The organism is uncultured Gimesia sp. (genome assembly GCF_963976445.1).
Classification (GTDB): domain Bacteria; phylum Planctomycetota; class Planctomycetia; order Planctomycetales; family Planctomycetaceae; genus Gimesia.
In genome coordinates this window covers 1-11664 of sequence record NZ_CAXBKP010000052.1, presented here as the reverse complement: position 1 = coordinate 11664, position 11664 = coordinate 1, and the positions used below count along the sequence as shown (strand labels likewise).

Annotated in this window: 12 protein-coding genes; 4 read left to right on the top strand and 8 right to left on the bottom strand. The window is 48.1% G+C overall.

The genetic code is table 11. The features are described 5' to 3' along the window. The 4 genes from AAC022_RS26875 to AAC022_RS26860 form a co-directional block, all read right to left on the bottom strand. Positions 1 to 1931: efflux RND transporter permease subunit (locus AAC022_RS26875; RefSeq protein ID WP_339736375.1), on the bottom strand; the 1931-nt coding region annotated here is incomplete at its 3' end. Between the two features lie 32 nt (positions 1932 to 1963). Then, positions 1964 to 4369: an efflux RND transporter periplasmic adaptor subunit gene (locus AAC022_RS26870; RefSeq protein WP_339736373.1), complete on the bottom strand. Its 2406-nt coding sequence runs from the start codon at positions 4367 to 4369 to the stop codon at positions 1964 to 1966. Positions 4370 to 4402: 33 nt separating this feature from the next. Beyond that, on the bottom strand, positions 4403 to 5236 hold the full coding sequence (locus tag AAC022_RS26865; RefSeq protein WP_339736371.1) for a zf-HC2 domain-containing protein: 834 nt from the start codon (positions 5234 to 5236) through the stop codon (positions 4403 to 4405). A gap of 1 nt (position 5237) precedes the next feature. Continuing rightward, positions 5238 to 5813: a sigma-70 family RNA polymerase sigma factor gene (locus AAC022_RS26860; RefSeq protein WP_339736369.1), complete on the bottom strand. Its 576-nt coding sequence runs from the start codon at positions 5811 to 5813 to the stop codon at positions 5238 to 5240. Between the two features lie 432 nt (positions 5814 to 6245). Here AAC022_RS26860 and AAC022_RS26855 point away from each other — a divergent pair, with 432 nt between their 5' ends. From AAC022_RS26855 to AAC022_RS26840, 4 genes are all read left to right on the top strand, one after another. Beyond that, entirely contained in the window at positions 6246 to 6635 is a 390-nt protein-coding gene (locus AAC022_RS26855; protein WP_339736367.1) for a hypothetical protein, read from the top strand. Between the two features lie 318 nt (positions 6636 to 6953). Beyond that, entirely contained in the window at positions 6954 to 7160 is a 207-nt protein-coding gene (locus AAC022_RS26850; RefSeq protein WP_339736365.1) for a hypothetical protein, read from the top strand. Beyond that, positions 7147 to 7431, top strand: coding sequence for a DUF5676 family membrane protein (locus tag AAC022_RS26845; protein WP_339736363.1), 285 nt, complete (start codon positions 7147 to 7149; stop codon positions 7429 to 7431). Before AAC022_RS26850 ends, AAC022_RS26845 begins: the two co-directional genes overlap by 14 nt. A 3-nt stretch (positions 7432 to 7434) precedes the next feature. Further along, on the top strand, positions 7435 to 8082 hold the full coding sequence (locus tag AAC022_RS26840) for an isoprenylcysteine carboxylmethyltransferase family protein (protein ID WP_339736361.1): 648 nt from the start codon (positions 7435 to 7437) through the stop codon (positions 8080 to 8082). Between the two features lie 41 nt (positions 8083 to 8123). On the opposite strand, the gene AAC022_RS26835 is transcribed toward AAC022_RS26840, so the two are convergent. From AAC022_RS26835 to AAC022_RS26820, 4 genes are all read right to left on the bottom strand, one after another. Next, positions 8124 to 9575, bottom strand: coding sequence for a SpoIIE family protein phosphatase (locus AAC022_RS26835; RefSeq protein WP_339736359.1), 1452 nt, complete (start codon positions 9573 to 9575; stop codon positions 8124 to 8126). A gap of 162 nt (positions 9576 to 9737) precedes the next feature. Continuing rightward, the gene (locus AAC022_RS26830) at positions 9738 to 10358 is read right to left on the bottom strand and encodes an ATP-binding protein (RefSeq protein WP_339736357.1); all 621 of its coding nucleotides are present in this window, start codon (positions 10356 to 10358) and stop codon (positions 9738 to 9740) included. Between the two features lie 339 nt (positions 10359 to 10697). Then, positions 10698 to 11453 (bottom strand): hypothetical protein, encoded by a 756-nt coding sequence (locus AAC022_RS26825; RefSeq protein WP_339736355.1) that lies wholly within the window; start codon positions 11451 to 11453, stop codon positions 10698 to 10700. A gap of 8 nt (positions 11454 to 11461) precedes the next feature. Further along, positions 11462 to 11664 (bottom strand): TolC family protein (locus AAC022_RS26820; protein WP_339736353.1); only part of this gene is annotated, 203 nt, incomplete at its 5' end.

The window sequence follows — 11664 nt, the reverse complement described above, 5'->3', positions numbered from 1 at the left end:
GTGCCTAATGCCATTACAATAGCTCCGACCCACCACGGAATAGAAAAGTAAGTTATCGAACTGGCTGAACTCATGGGCATAGCCGCTAGAATAGCGAGCAGAAGGGTAACCATACCAACGATGATCACGCTCCAGTGAAGATATCGCCTGAGTGCTTCAGAACGTAAGCGCCCCGTAAACAACACGTGGGCAATTGGTGGAATAATCGTCAAAGCCACGATGACTGATGCAATCAAAGCAAACGTCTTAGTAAACGCCAGTGGTTTGAATAATTTGCCTTCAGCACCGATCATCGTAAATACGGGTAAAAAACTGATGACAGTTGTAGACACAGCCGTTAGCACAGCGCTGGCAACTTCACGCGATGCATTAAATATGACTTTCAAACGGTCTTCGTCTGGATTAGCTTCATCCAGATGTTTGAGAATATTCTCACAGAGAATGATCCCCATGTCGACCATCGTTCCGATGGCGATGGCGATACCAGAAAGCGCTACAATGTTTGCGTCTACGCCGAAAGTTTTCATCCCGATGAAACACATCAGCACGGCGAGTGGTAATAGAGCACTGATCAACACAGAACTCCGCAGGTGCATGACACTGATCAGAATGACGATGATCGTAACTAGAATTTCTTCAGTGAGCGCGGTATTCAGCGTCCCGAGCGTCTCATAAATCAATCCTGTGCGGTCATAGAAAGGGACCACAGTGATCTGACTGATAGTGGCCCACTCGGGCCACTTGTTGCGGTCCAGGGATCGCAAATGCTGAACCCATGCCTTGTCGTTCATTAAATCGTTTTCATAGGCATCGAAGCGATGTGATTTGGCGTACTGCGTGATCTCCTTACGCGTTGTTTTCTTGAAGTCAATCAACACCTTAGTTGGCAGCCCCGGTGATACCTCGGCGATCATTTTCTTGACGTTCTTGATCGCCGCTAGAGGGTTGTAACCATAGCGGACTACGCATACACCGCCAACAGCTTCTGCACCTTCTTTATCGAGCGCACCACGCCGAATCGCTGGCCCCAAAGTCACTTTCGCAACATCCTTGATCGTGATGGGGACGTTGTCGTGAACCTTGAGAACCGTTTTTTCAAGGTCTTCAACTTGCTTAATAAAACCCAAGCCACGAACGACGTATTCCGCTTTATTCAACTCGATCGTACGTGCACCGACATCTACGTTCGTCATGCGAACGGCATTAAAAACATCCCCCAGGCTTACCTTGTTTGCTCGCATAGCGTCGGGATCGACGTCGATTTGATATTCCTGAATAAATCCACCAATCGAAGCGACTTCACTGATACCTTCAGCCGAATTCAGTGCGTAACGAACATACCAATCTTGCGTGGTTCTTAACTCATGGAGGTCCCAGCCTCCGACAACATTTCCGTCAGGATCGTATCCTTCTAGTGTGTACCAAAATATTTGACCGAGGGCAGTTGCATCAGGTCCTAGCGTTGGTTGAACGCCTTCAGGGAGCGTTCCTGTGGGTAAACTGTTGAGCTTCTCCAGAACTCGCGTGCGGGACCAATAAAACTCGGCTTTTTCGTTGAAGATCACATAGATCGTTGAGAATCCGAACATCGAGTAACTGCGGATCGTCTTGACCTCAGGGAGGCCGAGCAAGGCTACTGTGAGCGGATATCCAATTTGGTCTTCCACATCTTGAGGTGAACGTCCCATCCACTGCGTGAAAACGATTTGCTGGTTCTCGCCGATGTCAGGAATTGCATCGACCGGCACTGGATCGCGTGGCAGGCTACCCAAATCCCAATCGAATGGAGCCACCATCGCGCCCCAGACGAGGATTACAATCACCATCAACAAGACAACCAGCTTATTGTTCAGGCAGAACCAGATAGTCTTGTCGAGCAAAGAATGCGGGTCAGGTGCTAGATTGGGATTTTCGGAATCGGCTACCATCATTTTTCCTGTTGACATTCATGGACAAGGATGCCCTACGGTTGTTTGTGACTATGTCCCTTATGGTCGGCGTGAGATCCCTGTTTTTCTTTGTCGATCGGGATCAAATTGACCCGATCCGCACACTTGAGCATTGTGGCTCCGAAATAGGGATTTCTGACTTGGTCATTGTTCTGGAGCCAAATCGCTCCACGACCCTTAAATGCCATCGGGCAATGTAGTTCGTAGAGAGGCCGCTTATTTCCTACTCCAAATGTTTTTACAACGACCAAGACTTCTTCTGAAAGCAAAGCGAACGCCTTTCGCATCGTTTTGATGTCTTTCGCCCCGATGAGTTGGTCTGCAATCTTACTGAGATTGCCATATTCTTTCTTCCAAACTGCTAAGGCTTTCTCTTTCAGATGCGATGTTTGGATCGTACCGAGTACCTGACGTAACTTAGGACCTGTTGCCAATACGCGTTTTTCGTTGTCCGATGCCAAGGAATTTTCTAGTACAAGATAAACGTCTAACAACGGCAACAATTGATTCTGAAACTCGATAGGTACGTCGATCTTGATGATCGCTTGCTGATGGTTGCTGTGGGTCATACCAAATTGCTCGCGAACTCGCTGAACGTGTCGTTTTAGTTGAAAGTAAATCCGATCAGAATCTTGCAACGACGCGACATCACGTCCTTCAACTACGTCATTTGATAGTAACATCGAAAATTCACGCCAAAGCATTTCTACATGGCCTGTAAGTTGTTTTTTGTTGACTTTACTCATCACCACTCCCAATTGTTCAAAGGCTGCACGAATTTTCGCCAAATCGGCTTCCTCAACAGCCGTTGTGACACTATTGAACGCATTTAATACTGCGTCGAGTTGTGAACGAAACTGGGAAGGTAACATCATTTTCTGGCCTTTTGTTTCACCCTGCTGCGTTTTTTTTCCGCCCTTTGCGCCACCATGATCATGCCCGCCGCCGCCACCTCCTTCGGGTGTCATCATTGACGGCTTGGCAGAAATTTGCAGAGCGCTGTCGAGCTTGAAGTTACCGTTGGTGACGACAAGGTCTCCTTCCTTTAGTCCGCTTCGTACAAGGTAGTACGCGCCTGCACGCGGGCCTAACACAATTTCACGTCCTTCAAATGTTGGTTCTTTGGCCGTGGGAATTTCGACATAGACAATTGCTCGTGTGCCGGTGACTAGTGCAGCCGATACTGGAATGACAAGTGGTTTCGGTTTGCTTTCAGGATTGGCCATAACGTCTCCTAACGTCTCGGCACGAACTAATGGCATTCCACAGATGTCGCAGTTTCCAGGTTTGTCCTTAACAATTTCAGGATGCATAGGACTAATCCACTTACCTGCAAGATCGTTATCGAGCACACGCCCTCCAGAAGCGAGCTGCGAACGTACTATGGCACGTACAAACATTTCCGGCTTGAGCTTGCCATCCTTGTTGGGCACATTGACTCGGACTTTAACCGTCCGGGTATCCTTGTTCAACACGGGATCAATAAACGCGATACGTCCCGTAAACGTTTCGCCTGGGTATGCTTCAGTTGTAAACTCCACTTTTTGTCCGTAGTGGAGCCAAACCAAATCAGATTCATAGGCATCGAGTTTGACCCACAGCTGATTCAGATCAGCGACAGTATAGATTCGGTCACCAGTGCGCACGCGGTCGCCCTCTTGCCGTAGCTTATCGATGATGACGCCACCAATCGGTGAGAAAATGGTGATGTGGTCGGTCGGGGCACCACGCTTTTCAATGTCTTTGATCTGTTTGGCTGACAAGCCAAGAAGACGGAGTTTTTCGCGTGAGGATGCGACAAGATCAATTGGCTGTACAAGTTTTGTGGAAGAAGAACGCTCGCGTTTGTATTTTAATGCTTGAATCAACTCCTCTTGAGCAGCATATAGCTCTTCACTGTAGATATAGACTAAATGGTCGCCCTTCTTGACTTCGATACCGGTGAAATCGACATACAATCGGTCGAGGCGGCCAGAAACCCATGCCGTGATATATGAGAGTTTTGTCTCGTCAAATTCGACTTTTCCAACCATACGTATTTCAGCTGTGACATAACGTCGCTCGACAGGTGTGGTCTCGATCCTCATCAACTTCCGCGCAGTAGGGCTGATTTTGATCGTCCGCATACCGCCTGCAGATGTCGTGACGGGCACCAATTCCATACCGCAAATAGGACACTTACCTGGACCATCGCGGCGAATCTGGGGGTGCATCGAACAGCTCCAGATTTGAGACACATTTTTGTGCTCTGTATGAGTCTCACCAGATTTGGCTGGATTGACCGTCAATGAACTTTCTTTCATTGACCATGCAATGCTGAAGCCGATTACCAGTAGAACAGCTGTCTGCCCTATCCACAACTTGCCAGTATGTTTGCCGTAGAAGCGACCCCACCAGTTAACTTGAAAAGAGTTTTCCATTGTCGTCCTCAGTTTATTACGGGCTGCTGCTTCTTAATTTAACCACTCAACTAATTTGTTGACTTCTTCAAGGTCACGTGCTCCGATCAATGTGATGTGACGTGATCCTTTTTTCCAGCTGGTAGCGATTTGCTCATCTAGTTCAACCAGTAAGCATTGCTTATCTTTACAATATACTGAGATTTTAGGCCTGTCCCCAAACCATTCCTTAGATTCTTCATCATCATGCTCAAAAATAGCCAGAGTGCTGCCATCGCTTCGTTTGCAGATAGATTGCACACAAGTGCAACACGGCATCTTCATGATATGAGTTGATTCGAGCGTATATTCAGCAGGCAGACCTTTGGCAACAGATGGCTGATATCCAATGTGCTCGGAAGCTTGATTAGGATCAACAAGTTGGTTCTTATAATTCGCGAGCAGAATCTGTTGAGCCGTATCAGGATCACGAGGAAATTCGTCAAGATAATGCCCAAACTCTGCTGTAAAGTGATCATGTTTGCCATGAGCAAACCATGACTGATAAGTGAACCAGCCAATTCCAGCAGCAACGAAGATGGTTGCTGCTAATACAAATGACCTCGGCACTGAGAACGAAAACCGACGATCGTTATCCACCGGTTTGGTGCCGGGATCTTCGCAAATAGATTGTTGGTTTAGCTGTTGATTGATTTGATTCCAAATTTGTTGAGTTGGCACGTGTTCGCTGAGATCGCTAGACATACGCGAGAGTTTCTCGAATCCAGCAAGTTCTTTTGTGCATTTTGAGCATGAGTTTATGTGTGCCGATACGTGAGACTTTTGGTCATCGGCTAGCTCACCGTCATAGTAGGCGGAAAGTAATTCTTGAACTTCGGAACAATTCATGTTACGGCTCCCAACCCAGATCAGCAAGGTGCTGCTGTAATTCGCGTCGTGCGCGATTCAGCCGTGATCCGACGGTTCCTTCTGGAATTTTAATTACCTCTGCGATTTCGCGGTATGACAGACCTTCAACTTCACGAAGTACGAAAATCGAAAGCAACTCTGGTTCGACTCTAGATAGAGCCTCGTCCAAAAGTTCCTTATGTTCGTTACGTTCAAATTCCGGTTTGTGTTGGCTCATCGGTTCATGTGAAAGATTTTGGAAATTCCAACGACGTCCTTTACGCAGGTGTTGAAGCCCTTCATTTATAGCAAGTCGATAAAGCCAAGTTTGAAACTTGGATTGAGCTGCGAACTGGTCAATTTTACGAAATAGTTGCAGAAAAACTTGTTGTGTTACATCTGCTGCATCTTGTAGCCCAACCGTGCGAACCATGAGCCTGTATACCTGCCTATGATACAACTCATATAGACACTGTTGCGCACCACGTTCCTTAAGGCGACATCCTTCCAATATACTGGCGTCGACTTCAGTCGCATCGCTTGCATCATTCGGTGTTGTTGTATGTTTAGATGCCACAGCCAGAGAGTTTCTTCATGGGATTTCAAAAATTGAGCATGAAATAAAATGTGCGTCTTTATTTATCTCAGGTTTTAAGCAAATTAATGATTATCATTGATCTAACAGCTAAATAATGAGATATATCTTCAGTATTGCAGCGTAGCACACTGACTTATTCAGGACAACTAAGTCTATTAATCATGTGAATTTTACATTAGGATTTACGCTTTCTTTCAAAATATACGTCTAATTAAGATGAGTCTAAGGGGACTTTCAAATCTTTGCTAGCTAATTAGGTCCGTTGAGACAGAATTACATTTCGTAAATCATCTAGAAAAAGAATTTGGATTTTCATGAAGAAACTGTAGTGAGTTGGTATCTAAGCTAAGGAGCTACAAAGTCGTTTTGTGGACATGACTGTTTTCGTTTCTAAGATATACGAGGATTTTGATGAAGTACTTGGTTCCTTTCAGTCTCATGATTGTCACTTTGATTACATTTTCTCTCTCTGGTTGTGGTTCTGATCCTATTAAACCTAAACCAACCAACTCAAACTCTTCTTCTCCCGATGATGGCCACGTTGACCACGACCATCACGGCATGAGCGGACAAACCGACATGGAAAAAATGAAGGCCGCGCTTGCTAAACTATCTACTGAAGACGCAGCATCAGCAGAGAAACAGCATATTTGCCCCGTCTCAGGTAAAATGCTAGGCGTGATGGGAACACCCAAAAAAGTCGACGCTAACGGTCAGCCAGTATGGATTTGCTGCGATGGCTGCAAAGACAAGCTGCTCAGCAGTCCCGATACATATCTCGCTAAGTTGAAAAAAGAATAGCCGAGGCATTAGCTTTATTCTTGATTAAGGATTATCGCCAACCAGGGTTAAAGGGACTTGAGTTTAGGTGCGTGAAGATAGCCCTTTCTTCATGAAGTCACTGATTTGTAGTTCTAATTAAGAATTATTTTATGGCACGCGGTGAAGAAATGGCGTCCCGACTGCATCGAAATGGATACTCAAGAATGATTGAGAGAGAATCAAACAAAACTAATGCGAGGATGCAGCCTTACTCGAGCGATTAAGTCCTTAGGCAATCACCACGGTAGTCGGCTGCACTTGGAGACACAACGTGAATGATCGCAGGAGTGATGTATCATGAAGCACTTCGTCCACATGCTGGTAGGCTGTGTGCTGCCGTTCTTGCTGATTTTTATGCTACCTTTGTTCGGTGTCGGCGAAGGTGTGACGATGTTCGTCTTTGTAGTTCTTATGTTCTCGTGCCATTTGTTTATGATGCGCGGACACCAACATGGTGACGACAGACAGCAAGACGGAAAGGGAGAAAATCATGCGCACTCTTAGCGTGCCGCGGTTTGGATTTGCATTGGCGATGGGATCGGCTTTATCTTATATCGGTTGTGCATTCGTGATGATGACAGTCCAACAAGATGTTGCCATTCACTTTTTCAACAGCATCATGCACGGCGTCGACGTCACCACAATCATGCGTTGGGACATGCCGTGGTGGGAAATGATCGTGGGCGTGCTGGAGATCTTTATTCTGGGCTGGCTATTCGGGTCAATCATGGCCGTATTCTACAACGTTGGAGTGAAAGAAACGAAAGAGAGCTAGCCAATGCATGATCACCAGGCATATGCCTATGGAGCTTGGGGCCTCGTTATCACAATGGTTCTAATCAGCGTATTCTTCATTGTGCGGTTCATTCCGATGCAGACGAGGCTCGGAAGGCGGTCGGGGGGAGCGCTGATTGCTTTCATCGTTGCACTCTTCGCAGAGATGTATGGATTTCCGCTAACAATCTATCTGCTCTTACATTTTGTCGGCATCCGTATCCCTTTAGATCACATCAGTGGGCATTTACTGGGAGATGTGATCTCGTACTCAGGGCTCGGCAACGGCTGGTTCATTGTGATGATCATCAGCAACATCTTTCTAATCACGGGTATATGGCTGGTGATGACCGGCTGGGAAAGAGTATACAAGTCGCAGGGCGAGTTGGTTACGGACGGAGTTTACAAGTACGTGCGACATCCCCAGTACACAGGTATCTTCATCATCACCCTGGGCTTCATGATTCAGTGGCCAACACTCACCACGCTTATTCTATGGCCCTTTGTGATCGCGATGTATGTGCGACTGGCGAAGCAAGAGGAACAAGACGTTCTTCAAGAATTTCCCCAAGAATACCGCGAGTACATGCAGCGTACACCGATGTTTTTCCCTCGGCTCATGTCGCAGCGAACTGCACTAACGAGAAAATAACATCGAAGCCACAATAGCCACTTTTGCCAGCGACTCAACGTTTAACCATCCAAAGCGGCCAGCACGATCGTCACGTCATCGTGCTGCACCGTCCCCTGTTGAAATGCAGCCAAAGCGTGTTTAATCCTATTAATGACCTCATCGAGTGACGTTTCCGGAAAATTCTCCAGCAACTCAATCAAACGATCACGCCCGAACAATGTGCCGTTGGCCCCATGGGTTTCCGTTACCCCATCGGTTACGAGCAGCAGCCGTTCACCTTGTGCGAGGTCGCACTCTAGTGATTCCCATGTCGCGTTTGCATCGATTCCAAGAATCAGGCCGGTGGATTCCAGTGCACGTCGCTCGCCAGTTCGCGACAGAAGCTGCGCAGTTTCATGGCCTGCGCTAGCGTATTCCAGTCGTCGAGATTGTACGTCGACTTGAACAAGGATTACCGTGGCAAAATCTCCTGGCAACGTGGCTTCTACAAAACGTCGGTTAACAAAGTCCAAGATCTCTCTTGGACAGCAAAGGGACTCAGCCGCCGTGTGTAATAACGACCGCAACAACACGGTCGCCATGGCGGCCGATACACCATGGCCGGTGACGTCCGACACACACAGCAACACGGTTCCGTCCGATAGTGAGATGACATCATAGTAGTCCCCGCCGACTTCATCAGCTGGCAGGAACAGGCTTGCCATCGTTAAACCGGGTATGGATTGTGTATCCGGGAGCACATGTTGTTGGATTTCGCGAGCCTTAGCCATTTGGATGCCGCGATACCTGTCAGCCGCAGTAAGTGCTTCGCTCATCTGATTGATCTCGTTGGCCAGGAACCGGAGTTCGGCCGACGAAAACGCCACAGCTCGACTGCCGAGCTTTCCCGCTGCAATCTCGCGGACGGTATTCACGAGCCGCCTGAGCGGAGTCGTTACGAAACGGAGCAACACAACGTTGACCACAATCGCGGCGACGCCAGCCAGAATCAGGAAAACTACTATTTGCCGACCGAGATCGTTCCAAACTGATCTACGGAGACGCTCCATTGTCTCTGAAACGAAAATGGTTGTTCCTTCCTGTCCGTAGTTGCCCACGATGATTTCTTGCTCTCCCACATAAGCCCGCCGAGTGGAAGATTGAGCGGCCTGTTGTAACGTCTGAATCATTTCAGGAGACGCACGATGATGTATTTCCGCCTGCAACATTGCCTCTGGGAAGACAACGGCAATGTGGTGACCCGGTGAGTCACTGCCCTGCATGCGAGCACAGACAGTATCTATGTAACTTTGCACACAATCTTTGCCGTGATGTCGCATCTGCAACACTGCTGGAAGCATGGTCTTAGCCTCTTCATCGAGAGCGATCCTCTTTTCAACCACTCGATCTGATATTTCTCGACGAAAGTCATAAACGAGGAACAGTGTCGCCAAAACCGCGAGTGGCAGATTAACTGCTAATAGTAGTTGAAAACGAATTGATCGAGTGTGAAGTGGCAATTTGAAGTTCATAGATTTTTCCTGGAATAATTTTCTTGCCAGATAAGTTTTCGCGACACACTTGCTGCAGTTTTCTTCAAGTAACGTGACAGCTAGACTGAAAAACATCGAGGCATGACATATCATCGATTCTCGTCACCAACCAGTTGAACTCTCGCTTGGGATTCGGTGGGGTCACAATCGTGACTTTCGCCGCGCGATATGATCAATCGCCTCCTTGGTATCAAGTTCGCGGGTTGAGTTACCCGTACGCACGAAGTACCATGCCCTCCCTTCATGCTGGACATACACAGGGCGTTCTGATGGCTCGATCAACACTCGGCATACGTCACCGCCGTCGATCTCCTGAAAAACCGCGTGCAGCATCGTGCACACGTCACCGCCGAGTGCGTTTTTGACCAACTGCATTAACAGCAATTCAAAGCCATCGCGGTCCTTTTTTCGCAAGGTAGCGTAGTCATCTTCCAAGCCGACAATTGATCCATCATCGGCCACACCGACCAGTAGGTCACCACCATCATGGTTCAAGAATCCTGCAATCGTTTTGACAATCACTATCTCGAGAGCCTTATTGCACTTCTTCTGACGGTGGTCCCACCGCAGCGAGGATTTGAACTCGACGACGTCACTTTCCCCCGTAGCGATGAGTAAGTGGATCGTCATCCCCAATTTCCGGTCCAGTTGAGAAACGAGGAGCAGTTTCCGCGTGATGGCACACGCATAAAGCCCCGACCCCATTCCCAACAATCCCCCGATTAGTGCAAACGCTCCGGTCATAGGCCACATTTGAGGCATGAAAGCGCTCCCGATCCGTGATGCAACCAAGTGAAGCACGCCGGATTGCGTAAGTTCGGGATGAAATTCGAAACAATAGATGACCATTGTCACGGGATGCAAAATCAAAATTCCTAGGAGAACACCGCTCAGTGTATGAACCGGCACGATCCACTTCAGCCGATCATGACGCCGTTCCGTTAGTCTTCCTCGGTTGTTAGGTTGCTCATTATGCGATAGCGCTGCTTCTCTTCGAACGGTCACCTCGGTAGCCGTCTCGGTTGATGGATCTCGGTCGAATGTGTGATTCATTTGATTTTGTCTTCCTTGCCGATAAATCTTTACGCTGCTAACGAGATGCTAATGGTGTTTGTACCAGCCGGCCCCAAGTATGTCGTTCCAAGATGTTGTCTGGTGGCACTGAAAGCATTGATCAACACGAGCGTGTGGCCGACCAGCAACGCGGGCTGAAATCATCTTGAAGTGCATCATGTAGTGACTGGGCGGTGCTTGGTGACATTGCGCGCAGTCCATTGAATTGGGGGATGGGTGTCGGAATTCGGCAATCGTCCACTTGTCCGTAGCGTGGCATTGAGCACAGTCTTGGCCAAAGAGTTGGAAATGCTGGTCATCGTTTGAGTGACAGGTGGCACAGTTGAGGACCACTTCGTCAGGCGTAATATTGGCGTGCGGTGGCACCCATAACTTCGACCAAGTCATCAATTCGCTGTTGATATCATCATCTTTCAATTGACGCAAACCTATCTTGGCCAGCATCACGTGATCCATACTTGTCGCGCGTTTTCCTCGGCCTTGATGCTCCAAGTGGCACTCTTTGCAGCTACTGATACTGGCATGGAACGACGTCGGTTGCCGTTGCAAAAGAGACTCGTTGTTGGCATGGCAGACGATGCATTTCGACGTCTGGATGCCGGTGACCGATGTGTGGCATGCGGCGCAATTGTTTTCCAGATGCGCATGAGCGGCCGACAATTGGCCGGGTTCGGCCAAGCGTTGCCAGGTGGATGGTTGCTTCAGCGCAAATTCGCTCGACGTCATAATCCACAGGACGACGAACAAAATGCTTGCAACAATGTATATCCATTTGCCTTTCATGTGTTTTTTTAGCCCTGCATTTTCTTCTGTCGCTCACGTACGAGTCTGATTTCCACATTCAGGCGATCTGACTGACTGCTCAGCATATCTGCTGCGGAACCATTCCCGGATTTATGTTTCGCCTCGGCAATCTTCTCTAGCTCACGCGCCATCTTTATAGATCTCTCCAGCAGCTTGATCCGCTCTTCATGACTAGTGGCGAGTTCGAGTT

Excerpts from the sequence above, each read along its gene's own strand:
- AAC022_RS26870 (WP_339736373.1), bottom strand. The coding sequence starts at position 4,369 with ATGGAAAACTCTTTTCAAGTTAACTGGTGGGGTCGCTTCTACGGCAAA.
- AAC022_RS26865 (WP_339736371.1), bottom strand. The coding sequence starts at position 5,236 with ATGAATTGTTCCGAAGTTCAAGAATTACTTTCCGCCTACTATGACGGT.
- AAC022_RS26855 (WP_339736367.1), top strand. The coding sequence starts at position 6,246 with ATGAAGTACTTGGTTCCTTTCAGTCTCATGATTGTCACTTTGATTACA.
- AAC022_RS26850 (WP_339736365.1), top strand. The coding sequence starts at position 6,954 with ATGAAGCACTTCGTCCACATGCTGGTAGGCTGTGTGCTGCCGTTCTTG.
- AAC022_RS26845 (WP_339736363.1), top strand. The coding sequence starts at position 7,147 with ATGCGCACTCTTAGCGTGCCGCGGTTTGGATTTGCATTGGCGATGGGA.
- AAC022_RS26840 (WP_339736361.1), top strand. The coding sequence starts at position 7,435 with ATGCATGATCACCAGGCATATGCCTATGGAGCTTGGGGCCTCGTTATC.
- AAC022_RS26835 (WP_339736359.1), bottom strand. The coding sequence starts at position 9,575 with ATGAACTTCAAATTGCCACTTCACACTCGATCAATTCGTTTTCAACTA.
- AAC022_RS26830 (WP_339736357.1), bottom strand. The coding sequence starts at position 10,358 with ATGCCTCAAATGTGGCCTATGACCGGAGCGTTTGCACTAATCGGGGGA.
- AAC022_RS26825 (WP_339736355.1), bottom strand. The coding sequence starts at position 11,453 with ATGAAAGGCAAATGGATATACATTGTTGCAAGCATTTTGTTCGTCGTC.